Annotated in this window: 13 protein-coding genes; all 13 read left to right on the top strand. The window is 63.4% G+C overall.

Annotation, left to right across the window (positions count from 1 at the left end):
- Nucleotides 1–121 precede the first annotated feature (121 nt).
- The 13 genes from ACN9M3_RS09765 (at nucleotide 122) to ACN9M3_RS09705 (ending at nucleotide 15,645) form a co-directional block, all read left to right on the top strand.
- Entirely contained in the window at nucleotides 122–1,486 is a 1,365-nt protein-coding gene (locus ACN9M3_RS09765) for a GIN domain-containing protein (protein WP_426322120.1), read from the top strand.
- Nucleotides 1,487–1,769: 283 nt separating this feature from the next.
- Nucleotides 1,770–2,639: a BadF/BadG/BcrA/BcrD ATPase family protein gene (locus tag ACN9M3_RS09760; protein WP_426170319.1), complete on the top strand. Its 870-nt coding sequence runs from the start codon at nucleotides 1,770–1,772 to the stop codon at nucleotides 2,637–2,639.
- A 60-nt stretch (nucleotides 2,640–2,699) separates the two neighbouring features.
- Entirely contained in the window at nucleotides 2,700–3,377 is a 678-nt protein-coding gene (locus tag ACN9M3_RS09755; RefSeq protein WP_426172167.1) for a GntR family transcriptional regulator, read from the top strand.
- Nucleotides 3,374–4,486 (top strand): N-acetylglucosamine-6-phosphate deacetylase, encoded by a 1,113-nt coding sequence (gene nagA, locus ACN9M3_RS09750; protein WP_426322118.1) that lies wholly within the window; start codon nucleotides 3,374–3,376, stop codon nucleotides 4,484–4,486. Before ACN9M3_RS09755 ends, nagA begins: the two co-directional genes overlap by 4 nt.
- Nucleotides 4,476–5,489 (top strand): SIS domain-containing protein, encoded by a 1,014-nt coding sequence (locus ACN9M3_RS09745; RefSeq protein WP_426322116.1) that lies wholly within the window; start codon nucleotides 4,476–4,478, stop codon nucleotides 5,487–5,489. Before nagA ends, ACN9M3_RS09745 begins: the two co-directional genes overlap by 11 nt.
- A 17-nt stretch (nucleotides 5,490–5,506) precedes the next feature.
- A complete protein-coding gene (locus tag ACN9M3_RS09740; RefSeq protein WP_426322114.1) occupies nucleotides 5,507–6,871 on the top strand; it encodes an ABC transporter substrate-binding protein in 1,365 nt (454 codons plus the stop codon).
- Entirely contained in the window at nucleotides 6,868–7,707 is an 840-nt protein-coding gene (locus ACN9M3_RS09735) for a carbohydrate ABC transporter permease (RefSeq protein ID WP_426322112.1), read from the top strand. Before ACN9M3_RS09740 ends, ACN9M3_RS09735 begins: the two co-directional genes overlap by 4 nt.
- On the top strand, nucleotides 7,704–8,507 hold the full coding sequence (locus tag ACN9M3_RS09730; RefSeq protein WP_426322110.1) for a carbohydrate ABC transporter permease: 804 nt from the start codon (nucleotides 7,704–7,706) through the stop codon (nucleotides 8,505–8,507). Before ACN9M3_RS09735 ends, ACN9M3_RS09730 begins: the two co-directional genes overlap by 4 nt.
- On the top strand, nucleotides 8,504–9,991 hold the full coding sequence (locus ACN9M3_RS09725) for a glycoside hydrolase family 3 N-terminal domain-containing protein (protein ID WP_426170310.1): 1,488 nt from the start codon (nucleotides 8,504–8,506) through the stop codon (nucleotides 9,989–9,991). The genes ACN9M3_RS09730 and ACN9M3_RS09725 overlap by 4 nt, the downstream gene beginning before the upstream one ends.
- A 16-nt stretch (nucleotides 9,992–10,007) precedes the next feature.
- On the top strand, nucleotides 10,008–11,297 hold the full coding sequence (locus ACN9M3_RS09720; protein ID WP_426322107.1) for an MFS transporter: 1,290 nt from the start codon (nucleotides 10,008–10,010) through the stop codon (nucleotides 11,295–11,297).
- A gap of 3 nt (nucleotides 11,298–11,300) precedes the next feature.
- Complete coding sequence (locus ACN9M3_RS09715; protein ID WP_426322105.1) at nucleotides 11,301–12,398, top strand: ABC transporter ATP-binding protein; 1,098 nt, start codon at nucleotides 11,301–11,303, stop codon at nucleotides 12,396–12,398.
- A 95-nt stretch (nucleotides 12,399–12,493) separates the two neighbouring features.
- Complete coding sequence (locus tag ACN9M3_RS09710; protein WP_426322103.1) at nucleotides 12,494–13,786, top strand: tetratricopeptide repeat protein; 1,293 nt, start codon at nucleotides 12,494–12,496, stop codon at nucleotides 13,784–13,786.
- Between the two features lie 164 nt (nucleotides 13,787–13,950).
- Entirely contained in the window at nucleotides 13,951–15,645 is a 1,695-nt protein-coding gene (locus ACN9M3_RS09705) for a PoNe immunity protein domain-containing protein (RefSeq protein ID WP_426322101.1), read from the top strand.
- Nucleotides 15,646–15,659: the final 14 nt, after the last annotated feature.

Below are 15,659 nucleotides of genomic sequence, written 5' to 3'. Positions count from 1 at the left end.
TTCAGTATCGGAAAAATGCAGTTGGCTCCTCGTTTTTGCGCGTCTGTCTTTTTCCGGCCCGGCGGCGACGCCGATTCGCCTATCGTTGCAGCATCACCAATCCTGAACAGTGACAATCAAAATGAATAAGCTGATCACCTACGGCGCCGCTGCTTCCCTGATCGCGCTGGGCGTTACGGCCTTGCACGCGAGCCCTCCGGAAAGCGAAAAGAAGGCCGATGCCACGCCGACCCGGGAAAACCGCCCGGTGACGGCTTTTTCGCGCATCGAGGTGGACGGCCCCTACAAGGTGCTGATCAATGCCCAAGGCGAGCCTGCGGTGGAAGTCAGCGGGCCGAAACGCCAGGTCGAACAGCTGGAAACCGTGGTCCAGGGCGATACCCTGCACGTCCGGCCTTTGCGCCGCCACCACTGGGTGTTCAGCTTCGGCAAACAGCGCGAACCGGTGATCGTTAAAATCAGCGCCAAGGGCCTGAAAGCCCTGAGCAACAGCGGCAGCGGCGACGTGGAACTGGAACGCGTGGACAGCACTGAACTGAAGCTGATCTCCACCGGCCCGGGCGACGTCAGCGCTTCCGGCACCGCCACCGAATTGACCGTCAAGGCCAGCGGCAGCGGCGACATGCACCTGCACCGTATGCGGGCCACCAACGTCAACCTGGTCATGAGCGGCCCTGGCGACGTCAGTGCGCCGGCGATTACCGGCGACCTGAATGCCGTGCTGTCCGGCTCCGGCGACCTGGAAGCGGGCGACGTGCGCGCCAATAAAGTGAACGCAGCGATGAGCGGCCCCGGCTCGGTCGAACTGCGCGGCAGCAGCCGCGACCTGCGCGTCGAGATTTCCGGCTCGGGCGACCTGGAAGCGTGCGGCATGCAGGTCGAAAACGTCAGCGCCATGCTGAATGGGCCGGGCAGCGCTTGCCTGAGCGGCCAGATCAGGAAGTTCGACGCCGAGGTGCACGGTTCCGGCGACCTGGAAGCGCGCGGCCTGCAAACCCAGAATACGCGCGTCAGCCTGAGCGGCCCCGGCGGCATGAACCTGTCCGGCAGCAGCGAGACCCTGAGCGCGGACGTCAGCGGTTCCGGCGACCTCGATGCCAAGCAGCTCCGGGTAGCCAAGGCAATTGCGCGCAGCAAGGGCCCCGGCAATATCTACCTGAGCAAGGTAAGCGATTCGCTGGATGCCGACGTGCGCGGCTCGGGCGACCTGAAGGCCGAACCGGAGTGCAAGGACGTCAAGGTCACGATGAGCGGCCCTGGCGGCGTGCAGCTGCGCGGCTGGACTGGCACGCTTAACGCGCAGCTCACCGGCTCGGGCAGCCTTGATGCACGCGACATGCTGGCCAAGCAGGCAGAAGTCAATGTACGCGGTCCAGGCAACGCCACGGTTAATGTGGAAGGCAAGGTCGCAGCCCAGGGCCAGCAATTGATTTCCGACAAACAGCGTGTGCTGACGGTCGACCGTCGTGGCGCCCACGCCGAATGATTGACGAAATCGCTGCTGACGCCTGAGGCGCCGGCAGCGATTAGCTTTTCTCCCGAGCCCGGCCAGCGTGCCGGGCTTTTTTTCGTCCATATTGCAACTTTGGCACCACAGTCCATACCAAAGTGCATACCATTAGCGACAGCACAATTTCAATTACAAATCAAAGACTTGTGATTGCAAATCCGAGTTTAGCCGCAGACCTAAACAATACCAGTTAAATACCTGTTGACAAGCTGGTGTGCTCCTCATATAGTCGCCACAGTTCTTTTCATCCCTTGAAAAAATGATCGAATTCCTGATAGGCGTCGATGGCGGCGGCAGCGGCACACGGGTGCGCCTGGCGCGGGCCGACGGACAGTTGCTGGGCGAAGGCCAAGCCGGTCCATCTGCCCTGCTGCACGGCATTAAGAATGCATGGGCTGCCGTTGAAGAAGCCGTGGGGCGCGCCTTCGAAGCGGCCGGCGTGACGCAACCGGCGCGCGAACACATTGCGATCGGGCTGGGGCTGGCCGGCGTGCACAACAAGCAGTGGGCCGCCAATTTCGTGGCCGCCAATCCCGGTTTTGCCGCGGTGGCGCTGGAAACCGATGCGTTTACCACGGTGCTCGGTGCTCACGAAGGCCAGCCGGGCGCCATCATCGCCCTGGGCACCGGCAGCGTGGGCGAAATCCTGCATGCCGATGGCGCGCGCCATGAAGTGGGCGGCTGGGGCTTCCCTTCCGGCGACGAAGCCGGCGGCGCATGGATCGGCATGAAGGCGATCAACCATGTGCAGCAAGTGGTCGACGGCCGGGTCCGGGGCAGCGCCTTCTCGCAGGCGGTGGCCGAGGCGTGCGGAGGCAGCCGTGACCGCATCCAGGTCTGGCTGGCAAATGCCAACCAGACCGCCTTTGCGCAACTGGCTCGCATCGTGCTGCAATTTGGGGAAAGCGATGCGACCGCGCGCGGCATCCTGTCCGAAGCTGGCCAGCAGGTGGCGCTGATCGCCCATGGCCTGGACCCGAGCGGCACCTTGCCTATCGCCCTGTGCGGCGGCCTCGGTGAGCCGCTGCGCGCTTTCCTGCCGCCTGCCCTGCTGCAGCGGATTGTTCCCCCCAGGGGCGATTCGGCCGCGGGTGGCCTGCGCCTGATCCAACAACATTTGAAGGAGTAGCCCGTGCTATCCCAGTTGAGCGATTTCCGGCCTGACGCCGACAGCGACACCCCTCTGTACATGCAGTTGGCAAACAAGCTGTCCGATGGCATAGCAAGCGGCGACTGGCGCGCCAACGAGGCGCTGCCTTCCGAACGCGTGCTGTCGGAAATACTCAATATCTCGCGGGTGACCGCGCGCAAGGCGATCGACATGCTGTGCGCGCGCGGCATGCTGACGCGCCGCCGCGGTTCCGGGACCTACATCACGCCCAAGCTGGAACAGCCGCTGTCGCGCCTGACCAGCTTTTCGGAAGAGCTGCGCCAGCGCGGCTTTACCGCCGGCTCGCGCTGGCTGCAGCGCGAGATCGGCGTGGCGGCGCCGCTGGAACTGCTGTCGCTCGGCCTGTCGCCCAACATGCCGGTGGCGCGCCTGAAGCGCCTGCGCACGGCCGACGACGTGGTGATGGCGATCGAGACCTCGACCATTCCGGCCATGTACATGCCCGATCCCGGCACGGTGCACGGCTCGCTGTATGGCTACCTGGAAGCCAGCGGCAATGTACCGATGCGCGCGCTGCAGCACATCCGCGCCATCAATGCCAATGCCGAGCAGGCGCGCCTGGCCAATATCGCGCCCGGCACCGCCATGCTGCACATTACGCGCGTGAGCTACCTGGAAAGCGGCGCAGCGGTAGAACTTACCCACTCCTACTGCCGGAGTGACTATTATGAATTTGTAGCGGAGTCGCGTCGATGAACCAGGCAATCAAAGGCAATATCCTGACACCGTCCGGCTGGCTGAACGGAACGATTTCCTTCGGCGAGCGGATCGAGGACGTCGCGGGCAGCAGCACCGACCCGGCAGCGAACGGCGACGACTATATCCTGCCCGGCTTTATCGACCTGCACGTGCACGGCGGCGCCGGCAAGGACGTGATGGAGGGCGGCGATGCGGTGCACGCCATTGCGGCAATCCACGCGCGCCACGGCACCACCTCCATGCTGGCCACCACCATGACGGCCCCGCCGGAAGACATCGACGTGGCGCTGGCCGCCATCGGCAAGGCCGTGCGCCAGCGCGGCAAGGGCGAAGCGCGCGTGCTGGGGGCTCACCTGGAAGGCCCTTATATCAATAGCGGCAAGCTCGGGGCGCAGCCAAATTTTGCGCGCGCCGCCACCATTGAAGAAGTCCATCGACTGGAAACGCTGGCGCCGATGCGCGTGATCACCGTGGCGCCTGAAATCTCGGGCCACCTGGAACTGGTGCGCGACCTGGCCAACCACGGCGTGCGCGTCCAGATCGGCCATACGCTGGGCTCCTATGAGGAAGGCGTGGCGGCGCTGGACCACGGCGCCACCGGCTTCACCCATTTGTTCAACGCGATGAGCGGCCTGCACCACCGCGAGCCCGGCATGGTCGGCGCCGCGCTGGCGCACGCCGAATTCGCCGAGCTGATTCCCGATCTCCTGCACGTGCATCCGGGCGCAATCAAGGGCGCGCTGCGCGCCATCCCGCGCCTGTATTGCGTGACCGATTCGACGGCTGCCACCGGCATGCCGGACGGCGAATACATGCTGGGCCGCCACATCGTCCATAAATGCATGGGCGGCGTGCGCCTGCCCGACGGCACCCTGGCCGGCTCCACGCTGACGCTGGACCAGGCGCTGCGCAACCTGGTCGGGCTGGGCCTCGACCTGGCCGACGCCTCCAAACGAGTTTCCACCCATGCAGCCGACTACCTCGGCCTGCAGGACCGCGGCCGCCTGGCACGCGGCGCGTATGCCGACCTGGTCGTGATGGACCGGGACTTGAAACTGAAAGCCGTTTATATCGAAGGAGAACGTTGTGACCTCAATGATGCTTAAAGAAGCCCTGTCTGCCGCCGACTGCGTGGATCAGCAGCTGGCGAACGACACCGACCGCTACGCGGAACTGGGCCGCAAACTGAGGAGCACGCCGTTCAACTCCGCGCTAACGGTGGCGCGCGGCAGCTCGGACCATGCCTGCAACTACATCGCCTACCTGATCATGTCGCGCCTGGGGCGGGTGGTCGCTTCGCTGCCAATGTCCCTGGTGACGCTGCACAAATCGCCGCTGATCACGCGCGATACGCTGGTGGTGTCGGTCTCGCAATCCGGCCAGAGCCCGGACGTGGTAGAACCAATCCGCTATTTCCGCGACGGCGGCGCGACCACCGTAGCACTGGTCAACGACGCTGAATCGCCGCTGGCGCACAGCGCCGAATGGGCCATGCCGCTGCGCGCTGGCAAGGAGCAGAGCGTGGCCGCCACCAAGAGCTTCATCACGTCCCTCGTCGCCGGCGCGCGCCTCGTTGCGCACTGGCAGAACGACCCGGACCTGCTGGAAGGCCTGGCGGCCCTGCCGGATGCACTGCGCGCAGCCTGCAATGTGGACTGGTCGCCGGCCATTGAAGTCCTGGCCCCGGCCCGCAACATCATGGTGGTCGGGCGCGGCATCAGCTTCCCGGTCGCCCTGGAGGCTTCGCTGAAATTCAAGGAGACCTCGGCCCTGCAGGCGGAAGCCTTCTCCGGCGCGGAAATCAAGCACGGCCCGATGGCGCTGATCGAGGAAGGCTATCCTCTGCTGATCTTCGCAACGCGCGGCCCGACCCAGGCTGGCTTGCTGGCACTGGCGGAAGAAATGCGCGGCCGCGGCGCGCGCGTGCTGCTGGCGGCGCCGGAGGACGTGGCAACGCGCGACCTGACCTTGCCGGTTGCGGCCACGCCGGATCTCGACCCGATTGTTGCGATCCAGGCCTTCTACGTGATGGCGGCCAAGCTGTCCGCAGCGCGCGGCCTGGACCCGGATCGTCCGCGCCACCTGAACAAAGTCACCAAGACCCACTGATTTGCGCGCGGCCATCAATGAAGAACAGACTCCTGCTTGCTGCATTGATGGCCGTTGCCGGCGCCGCATTCGCCGCGCCGGTGCAGCATATCGAGTTCTGGACCTTCAGCATGAAGCCGCGCTTCACGCCCTACTTCGAGGACGTGGTACAGCGCTATGAGGCCGCAAATCCCGGCGTCAAGCTCGAATGGGTCGACTTCCCCTGGGACATCATCCAGACCAAGCTGGTCACGCGCATCGTGGCGGGTAAGCCGCCGGCGCTGGTCAACCTGAACGTGCCGTGGGCCGAGGAGTTCGCGCGCGCCGGGCTGTTGACGCCTGTCGATCCGCTGCTGGGCGCCGATCGCGCACGCTATCTGCAAAGCACCTTGCGCGATCTTTCGTTCTCGGGCAAGACTTACGGCTTCCCGATGTACAGCAATGTCGCTGTGATCGCCTATAACCGCGAGATCTTCCGCGCCGCCGGCATTCCACACGCGCCGCGCAATCTCGATCAACAGCTCGCGTTCGCGCGCCAGATCGCCCAGCGTACCGGCAAGGCCGGCCTGTGCCCCGCCCTTTCAAAGGTTGATGGCCTGATGCTGCAGCAAGGCCTTCCGGTACTGGCTGGCGGACGGGCGGTATTCAACACGCCTGCGCACGTCGCCTTTGTCGCCAAGCTGGCCGAGACCTATCGCGCTGGAGGCCTGCTGAAGGATGGCTTGTTTGCCGAGGATAACTTCCCGCCTGCGGTGGAGGCCTATAAGAGCGGACGCCTGGGAATGCTGCTGGCGCCGCCGACGGCGTTGAAGCGCATCCAGGCCGATGCGCGCGAAGTCTACGCCCACACCGATGTGGCGCCCGCGCCGCTGGGGCCGACCGGGATCGCCGACGGCGGTTGGCTGATCCACTTTGGCGTGCCGGCCCGTGTGCCAGCGGCGGACTTGCCCGGCATCGGCAAGTTCGCCCGCTTCCTCACCAGCGATGCGAACCAGCTTGAATTCGCGCGCCAGGCCAGCGTGTTTCCAGCCTCGGCGCAGGCTGCCAATGATCCCTTCTTCACCGCCGTGCCGCCGAATGCTGGCGCAGCGGAAAAAGCCGTTGCCGCCGGCGCCGTATCGATGCCCTATTCCCGCACGATGTACGTGGCCGGCATCGAAGACTACGACGAACTGCGGCGCGCGCTGGTGAAGGCAGTCGAAGCCGGCGTCACCGGCCGCCAGGATATCCAACAAGCGCTCAACGCCGCAGTCGCCATCTGGAACCGCAAGCTTGCGTTAATAAAGTCGGGGTCAGGTCTGGCAATCGGACACGGGCTCAACCGTAGGCCCTGCCTACGGTTGAGCCCGTGTCCGATTGCCAGACCTGACCCCGACTTGTTAGCTGTAAGGGACGGACAATGAAGCGCTGGTTGGCTGCCTGGCTGTTTCTCGCACCGGCATTGGTGCTGCTGGCCGTCTTTGCGTTCTGGCCGGTGCTTTTCGGCTCCGTGCTGGCGTTCACCGACTTCTCGCTGGTGCGGCCGACGCATTGGGCCGGCTTGGACAACTTCCGCTACATCTTCAATAACGAGATGTTCGTCACCGGCCTGAAAAACTCGCTGGTTTTCCTGCTGATCGTGCCCTGCGTGCAGCTCGGCGCCATTACATTGGCTGTGCTGGTGAACAACCAGCTCCCGGGCGTCAAGATGTTCCGCGCCGCGTATTACGTGCCTGTGGTGACGACTGTCTCGGTGGTCGGCATCATGTGGGGTTTCATGTTCCACGAACAGGGCGCGCTGAATTACATCCTCGGCACCCGCATCGGCTGGCTGCAGGACGATACTTTTGCGCTGGCCGCGATCATGTTCGTCACGCTGTGGCGCGGCCTTGGCTGGTATATGGTGATGTACCTGGCCGCGCTGCAATCGGTGCCACAGGAAATGCAGGAGGCGGCGATTCTCGACGGCGCCTCGCGCTGGCAGCGCTTCTGGCATATCACGGTACCGATGCTGCGCCCGACCATCATGGTCTGCACCATCCTTTCCGTGCTGGGCGCGCTGAAGGCCTACCAGGAAGTGGACGTCCTGACCCAGGGCGGGCCGATGAATTCCACCTTCACCGCCCTGTACTACGCCTACGACCAGGGACTCAAGCACCTGAAGCTGCCGCGCGCCCTGGCGGCAAGCTTCATCGTTTCCCTGATCTGCATCGGCATCGCCTTGCTTTGCCTGCGCTACCTGAAGCCAAAGCACCGATGAAAAAGACCGCACAATACCTGCTGCTGGCCGCCATCGCGCTGCTGTGCATCTTTCCGTTCTGGTGGACGCTGGTCACGGCGCTGTCCACAGAAGGCAATATCTTCTCCTACCCGCCGACTTTCTGGCCCAGGCAGCCGTCGCTGGAGAACTTCGCCGAGGTATTCCGCGTCATCCCGATCTGGTCCTTCCTGAAAAACTCGATCCTGATCACGGCCTGCACCGTGCTGTGGAAACTCGTGCTGTGCTCCATGGCTGCCTACCCGCTGGCGCGCCTGCACTTCAGGGGCAAGAAGCTGGTATTCGGCCTGATCGTCGCGACCATGGTGCTGCCGTCCGAAGTCAACTTCCTGGTCAATTTCATCACTGTGACGGAACTGGGGCTGGTCGACACCTACTCGGGCGTGATCCTGCCTAACGTGGTGAATGCGGTCGCGATCCTGCTGCTGAAACAGGCTTTCGAGGAAGTGCCGCAAGACCTGGTCGATGCTGCCCGCGTCGACGGCGCCTCGGAATGGACCATCTTCAGCAAGATCATGCTGCCGCTGATCGCCCCGTGGCTGGCGACAGTCGGCATCCTGACCGCCGTCGAAGCATGGAACGAATACATCTGGCCATCGATCGTCATGAGCAAGCCGGACGAATTCCCGCTGTCGGTGGGCGTGCTGTATTTGCGCGGCACCTTCGGCAGCAGCACGCGCGTGATCGCGGCAGGTACCATCATCACCATAGTGCCGACACTGGCGGCATTCCTTTTCACCCAACGTTACTTCATGCGCGGCATGGACGGAGCAGTCAAATGAGCACACAAGAACTACGAAAAATCGCGGGACAACTGATCATGATCCGCTTTCCCGGCACGGTGCTGGACCAGGCGACTGCCGATTTCATCCGCGCGAACGGCATCCGCGGCGTGTGCCTGTTCCGTGGGAACATGACCGACTCCGTGCAACTGGCCAGGCTGACCGCCGACCTGCGCGACGCCATGGGCCCGAACGCGCTGATCGCCATCGACCAGGAAGGCGGCGCTGTGGTGCGTTCGACCTGGGTGCCGGCGCCGCCTGCGGCAATGGGCTTGGGCGCGGCCGACGATGCCGACCTGGCCTACCGCACCGGCGCTGCCGTGGCGCGCGCCGCCAAGTCGCTCGGCTTCAACTGGAATTTCGCGCCCGTGCTGGACTTGAACAACAATCCGGACAATCCTGTGATCGCCGAGCGCTCCTTCGGCGCCGAGCCGAAACGCGCGGTGGAACTGGCCATGGCCTGGATGGCCGGCAGCCATGCCGAAGGCGTCGCCTGCTGCGTCAAGCATTTCCCCGGCCACGGCGACACCCACGTCGATTCGCACCGCGACCTGCCGACCGTCGACAAGGCATTGCCGGAACTGGACCTGCTGGAGCTGGCGCCATTTCGCACCGCCGCCCCGGTGGCGCCGGCCATGATGACCGCCCACATCGTCTACCCTGCCATCGATCCGGATAATCCCGCCACCATGTCGCCGGCCATCCTGGACGGCATCCTGCGCAAGCAATGGAACTACAAGGGCATTATCATCACCGACGGCATGGACATGCACGCCATCGCCGGCCGCTACGGCGTGGGCAACGCCGCCGTGCGCGCCTTGCTGGCCGGGGCCGACATGGTGATGGCGCTTGGCACCACCGAAACCCAGAACGAAACCCTGGACGCCATCGCGGCTGCGCTGGCCGATGGCTCGCTGTCGCAGTCTGCTGTCGACGAACGCCTGGCGCGCCTTAACGCGCTGGCGCAAGCCTATCCTTGCCAGCAGCGCTCCTATAAGGAAGATGCCGCGGACCGCGTGATCATGGCCGAAGGCTGGCGTCGCGCATTGACAGCACGCGGCAATCCGCAACGTCCCGCGCCGGGCAGCAAACTGCGCCTGGTGGTACGGCAGGATGTGGTCAGCGATGGCGTTTCCGAAGCCGGCGTACCGGCAGCCACCGTGGCCGCTTCGCTGGGCAAGCTGTACGACGTGGACCTGGTCACCTTCGCCGACGCCAACACCTTTGACTGGTCGGCGCTGCCGCAGGATGGCCGCTTCACCGTGCTGGCCTCCACATCGCGCCTGCGCTACGGCGACAACGCCCGCAACAACTGGAAGCCGGACCTGCACCTGGCGTTGTGGAACCCGTACCAGGCGCTGGACATCCAGTCCCCGGCCCTGATGACCTATGGCTTCGCCGCTCCCGCACTGGAAGCCGTCAACGCCTGGCTGTCGGGCGAACTTGAAGCCACCGGCCGCTGCCCGGTTCCCGGCTTTGCTTAAGGCTTAAGGAGAGAAGATGGACGCCGCACGCCACAACCCGCTGAAATGGATCCCCACGCTGTACCTGGCGCAGGGCCTGCCCTACTTCGCCATTGCGCTCGTCTTCGGCCAGATGATGAAGAGCATGAACATGTCGAACGCGGAAATCAGCCACTGGCTGGCCTTCCTCGGCGGCGCCTGGATCTTCAAACCCTTGTGGAGTCCATTCCTGGAACTGGCGTCCAGCAAAAAGCTGGTCGTGGTCAGCCTGCAGCTGTTCGGCGGCGTGGGCCTTGGCCTGGTGGCGCTCGCGCTGCAATTCCCGTTCTGGCTCAGCGCCAGCATCGGCGTGCTGTTCCTGGTGTCGATCGCCTCCGCTACCCATGATATTTCCTGTGACGGGCTGTACATCGCCAGCCTGAACAAGAAGGCACAGGCGCAATACGCCGGCTGGACCGGTACTTTCTTCAATGCCGGCCGATTCCTGGCACAAGGCGGCTTGCTGATGCTGGCTGGCTACCTGGAGAAGACCCAGGGCGTTACCGCCGCCTGGACCGTCATCTTCGGCATCCTCGGCCTGACGATGTGCGCATTGGGCACATATAACCTCTGGGCGCTGCCCCTCAGCCCCAACGCCCGCATGGACGACCATACCGTGGGCGGCGTGGCGCGCACCCTGGTGGAAGTGATTGCCGACTACTTCCGCAAACCGGGCATCTTGATTTCGATCCTGTTCATCATCTTGTTCCGTGCCGGCGAGGCGCAGGTGCAGACGATTGGCCCGCTGTTCCTGCGTGAAGCGCGCGAGGCGGGCGGCCTTGGCCTGAGCACTGCCGAAGTAGGCGCCGTCTACGGCACCAGCGGCACTATCGCCTTCATCATCGGCTCCATCGCCGGCGGCTATTTCACGTCCTGGCTGTCGCTGCGCCGCGCCATCCTGTTCCTGATCCTGGCGATGAACTTGCCAAACCTGGTTTTCTACTTCCTGTCGCACTCCCTGCCGACCGACCTGACCACGATCGGCGTCGCCCTCAGCGTGGAAATGTTCGGCTACGGTTTTGGCTTCGTCGGCGTCATCCTGTACATGATGCAAGTCGTAGCGCCGGGTAAGTACACCACGGCGCACTACGCCTTCTCTACCGGCGTGATGCAGGGGGGCTTTGTACTATTCCGCTGGATCAGCGGCGATATCCAGATGGCGCTGGGCTACAAGAACTTCTTCCTGTGGGTACTGGTGGCTGCCATCCCCGTCACCGTCCTGTCGCAGTTCATTCCGATGGAGTCGCGCGAGCGATCCGGCGGCGACGCCGTGCCCGAGGCGGCCTGATTCATGGCATCGGTCTCGCTGCGCAATATCGCCAAGCGCTATGGCGACAATGACCCGGTCATCCAGGGCATAAACCTGGACATCGCGGACGGTGAATTCACCGTGTTTGTCGGCCCGTCCGGTTGCGGCAAGTCGACGCTGCTGCGCATGATCGCCGGGCTGGAAGAAATCAGCGGCGGCGAACTGCATATCGGCGGTCGGCTCGCCAACAGCGTGCCGCCGGCCCAGCGAGGACTGGCGATGGTGTTCCAGTCCTATGCGCTGTACCCGCACATGACGGTGTATGAAAACATGGCATTCGGCCTGAAGCTGGCCGGCACGCCCGCCGCCGAATTGCGCGCGGGAGTGGAACGCGCCGCCGCCACGCTGCAGATCGGCCACCTGCTCCATCGCAAGCCAAAGGAACTATCCGGCGGCCAGCGCCAGCGCGTGGCCATTGGCCGCGCCATCGTGCGCAAGCCGCAGCTGTTCCTGTTCGACGAACCGCTGTCCAACCTGGATGCCGGCCTGCGCGTACAAATGCGGCTGGAAATCGGCCGGCTGCACAAGGAACTGGGCACCACCACCATCTATGTGACGCACGACCAGGTGGAAGCAATGACGCTGGGCCAGCGCATCGTGGTGTTCAACGGCGGCAAGGTTGAACAGGCAGGCACGCCGCAGCAACTGTATAACAGCCCGGCCAACCTGTTCGTGGCCGGCTTCCTCGGCGCGCCGCGCATGAACTTCATCCCGGGCGAAGTGATGGCCGTAGGCGCCACGCACGTGGCGGTGCTACTGCCGGGCGGCGCCATCGTCGAAGTGGCGGTCCTGCCCGGCGAGGTCGAGCGCGGCGCCAGCGTCACGCTTGGCGTGCGTCCGGAACACCTGCAAATGCGGGAAGAAGCTTACAATGCGGCCGCTGTCGCGATCAGCCATGTGGAGTATCTTGGCGATCAGTCCATCGTTTACGCGGCCTTGCCCGGCATGGCGGAGGCGCTGGCGGTGAAACTGGCACAGGATCATCCGCTGCCAGCACCCGGCGCAGCTGCCACGCTGTTCCTGCCGCCGGAGCGCTGCATGCTGTTTGCGGCTGACGGCACGGCTCTCGACCGGCCATAATATATCGTTACAATTGGCTACTTCAGAAAACCGGTCCCATGACGAAATTATGGGAGAATAGACGTTTGCCTCAACCACAAGAAGGATCACATACCATGACCCAACATCGTTTCGCACGTATCGGCCTGCTGCTGGCAGCCATCGGCCTGGGCGCCGTCCCGGCGCTGGTCCAGACCGCACACGCGCAAGACAAACAGGCTGCCGCGGCTCCACAAGAGACGGTGCGCAAAGAGATGGTTAAATTCCTGGACAGCAAAATCCTGGCCCCTCTGCTGGATGCCAAAAAATATGGCGAAGTGAACGCCTTGCTGGACCAGGCAGATGCAATGCCGAACAAATCCTCCTACGAGCAGTATTTCATCAACCGCATGCGCCTGGCCACCGCCCTTGGCATGGGCGACAAGCCGAAGCTGATCGAAATGCTGGAGTACGTGCTGGCTTCGGGCCGCCTGGAGAAAGATGAGAAGGCCAAGTTCACGCAAGCGCTGGCGGGCTACTACCAGGAGCAGAAGAACTACCCCAAGACCATCGAAAACCTGCAGAAGTACGGCGAACTGTCCGGCGACCCGAAAGTGGCGCGCCAGATCATGGCGATCCGCTTCGAATCGGGCGATTACAAGGGCGTGCAGGCCGACCTACTGAAGAAGCTGAACGACAGCATCAAGGCTAACCAGCCAATGACCCGCGAAGAGCTTCACATGCTGGCCGACGCCTCGCATCGCCTGAAGGACAAGGCTACCTACCTGACGGCGCTGGAAGGCCTGGTGCGCTGGCATCCACGTGACCGCTACTGGTCGGACATGCTGTACCGCACCCGCGGCAAGGAAAACTACTCCACCCGCTTCTCGGCTGACATCATTCGCCTGCAGAAAGTGGCCACCACCAAGATGGAAGAACAGGACTACGTGGAACTGGCCGAAGTCGACCAGCTCGAAGGCCAGTTCATCGAAGGCAAGGCCGTCCTGGATGCCGGCATCGCCAACGGTGCTGTGACCCAGAACGCCAAGATCAAGAAGCTGAAGGGCGAACTTGACAGGCAAGCCGCAGACGACATGAAGAACATCGCCTCCACCGAATCTTCGGCCCGCAAGGCCAAGAACGGCACCGGCATGGTCAACCTTGGTTACGCGTTCGTGACCATGGGCCAGTATGACAAGGGTATCCAGCTGATCCAGGACGGCATCGCCAAGGGCGGCCTGAAAAACGCGGAAGATGCCAAGCTGCGCCTGGGCTACTCCTACGCGATGGCCGGCAAGAAGGATGAAGCCATCAAGATCCTGGAAACCGTGCAAGGCGCCGATGGCCGTGCCGACCTGGCGCGCTACTGGATCCTGTGGGTCAACCGTCCGTACCCAGCGACTGCTGGCGACGACGAGAAACAAGGCTAAGCAGGACGCCTGAACGTCTATGCAATACAACAAAGCGGGATTGGCTTTCGGGCTCTTCCCGCTTTTTTTCGCCTGCCACCCCCGATTCAATTGAATCACTCTTGCCGTTCACGAAATTCTAGGCTGTAATGGCGGTCCGCATCGTTACAGAAAGAGCAACACCCATGCATGCCCCGCTGTCAGAAAGCGACTTTCACCAGTCCCTGCGCGAACCCCTGCTTAGGTATCACGGCTACGAAGAAAACTTCCATGACCAGCTCGAGACGTTCGAGCATGTGAGGGAACGCCTGCAGCAACCGCCCGAGATGATCTCGGCGATCCCGCTCTATAACCTGATGAACACGACCAAGCGCCTGGCGACTGACGCCACCGCGTTCCTGGTCAACTGCTATAGCGGCGGGCATGACATCGCCCAGCTTCAAGCTTTCTACGACCGTGCGGTCGAACATTGGGAAACCTACGCCCACTACAACCAAGCCTATAACGACAGCAATGATCGCGAGACTCCTTGGCCGCATGTTGCGCTGGCCGGTCCGGAGTACCATCAGGCGCTGACCATGGTTTGCCTTGGCCTCCTGCTCGGCAAGCAGGATATGCTGCATCGCCTGGTGCCGCTGATCGACTACCGCAATGAGAAGCGCGACGCGCTGGTCGAACGCTTGCTCAGTTGCTGCGTCGAAGGGCGCGATCCGTCTGTCGGCATCTGCCGCCGCAACCTGCCGTATTCGAAGGTTCTCCCCATCTTTGCCGCGCAGCCCGCCGAACGGCCGGCACTGATGGCGCAATATCTCGCAGAATGGTACGAGGCCAGCCGCCGCGAAAACTATTACGACCTGCACAAATCTGGTTACCAGTTCGTCGGCTACTGGTCGTGGGAGGCGGCCGCCATCACCCTGGTGCTGGGCATCGACGATGCGAGCTATCGCCACCTGCCCTACTATCCGGCGCACATGGCCGCCTTTGCACGCCAGGCCAATGCAGGCAAGATGCCGACGTACGTCGCCGCATCCATCGTGGAAAGCGCCGAACTGGCGCCGCCCGATACGCTCGAAGACCTGGCCATGTTTTGGCGGCACAAGAAGCTGTCCCCTGCCGATTTCGAGCAGCGGCGCCGCTCCAGCCGCATGCGCTATGACAGCTACGAGGAAAACCTGGCGCACTTCACCGACAAGGTCCGTTACGAATGCGCCGACCCGGATCAGTATGACGGAGCACACCTGCTGGCATGGGAGTCCGTGAATCACCTGCGCAATAGCTACAGCGCCGGCCATGCATTGGAGGACCTCAATACTTTTTTTCCGCTGGCTCTCAGCTTTTGGGAAGACTACGCGCGCTTCCTAACGCCATTTACACGGCCGGAGAGCGGCGAGGACGAGGACTGCTACAAGCACTGGCTGGACCTGCAAGACGATGACTATCACACCGGCCTGTCGCTGGTGTGTTTCGCCATCCTGCTGGGCCATGAAGAGAAGCTGGCCCGCATCATGCCTATCCTTGATTATGGCAACCGTCGTCGCGACGCGCTGCTGGAGCAGTTGGTCGCACCTTTCGTGCCTGGCCGCGAAGCCCCGCCAAAAAAATGTACGCGGGGCAGACCCTACTCGCAAGCCCTGCCGATTTTCGCCGCAGCTCCCGAAATGCGCCCCGCCCTGATGGCCGGCTACATGCGTGCCTGGTACGACATGAGCGAAGACGAACCGTATTTCGGCACCAACCGCAAGGGCGTCCAGTTCTTCGGCTACTGGTCGCTGGAAGCCGCAGCCATCAGCTTCGTGCTGGGCATCGACGACGCCAGCTACCGCCAAGACCACTTCTATCCGCGCGAGCTGATCGACTTCGCTCGCTCGCACATCGCATAACCCGGAGAATCACT

This window comes from Pseudoduganella sp. R-43 (assembly GCF_049913255.1).
Classification (GTDB): domain Bacteria; phylum Pseudomonadota; class Gammaproteobacteria; order Burkholderiales; family Burkholderiaceae_D; genus Rugamonas.
This window is presented reverse-complemented; position numbering and strand designations above follow the sequence as displayed.

Coding starts and splice junctions, on each gene's coding strand:
- ACN9M3_RS09765 (WP_426322120.1), top strand. CDS start 122: ATGAATAAGCTGATCACCTACGGCGCCGCTGCTTCCCTGATCGCGCTG.
- ACN9M3_RS09760 (WP_426170319.1), top strand. CDS start 1,770: ATGATCGAATTCCTGATAGGCGTCGATGGCGGCGGCAGCGGCACACGG.
- ACN9M3_RS09755 (WP_426172167.1), top strand. CDS start 2,700: ATGCAGTTGGCAAACAAGCTGTCCGATGGCATAGCAAGCGGCGACTGG.
- nagA (WP_426322118.1), top strand. CDS start 3,374: ATGAACCAGGCAATCAAAGGCAATATCCTGACACCGTCCGGCTGGCTG.
- ACN9M3_RS09745 (WP_426322116.1), top strand. CDS start 4,476: ATGATGCTTAAAGAAGCCCTGTCTGCCGCCGACTGCGTGGATCAGCAG.
- ACN9M3_RS09740 (WP_426322114.1), top strand. CDS start 5,507: ATGAAGAACAGACTCCTGCTTGCTGCATTGATGGCCGTTGCCGGCGCC.
- ACN9M3_RS09735 (WP_426322112.1), top strand. CDS start 6,868: ATGAAGCGCTGGTTGGCTGCCTGGCTGTTTCTCGCACCGGCATTGGTG.
- ACN9M3_RS09730 (WP_426322110.1), top strand. CDS start 7,704: ATGAAAAAGACCGCACAATACCTGCTGCTGGCCGCCATCGCGCTGCTG.
- ACN9M3_RS09725 (WP_426170310.1), top strand. CDS start 8,504: ATGAGCACACAAGAACTACGAAAAATCGCGGGACAACTGATCATGATC.
- ACN9M3_RS09720 (WP_426322107.1), top strand. CDS start 10,008: ATGGACGCCGCACGCCACAACCCGCTGAAATGGATCCCCACGCTGTAC.
- ACN9M3_RS09715 (WP_426322105.1), top strand. CDS start 11,301: ATGGCATCGGTCTCGCTGCGCAATATCGCCAAGCGCTATGGCGACAAT.
- ACN9M3_RS09710 (WP_426322103.1), top strand. CDS start 12,494: ATGACCCAACATCGTTTCGCACGTATCGGCCTGCTGCTGGCAGCCATC.
- ACN9M3_RS09705 (WP_426322101.1), top strand. CDS start 13,951: ATGCATGCCCCGCTGTCAGAAAGCGACTTTCACCAGTCCCTGCGCGAA.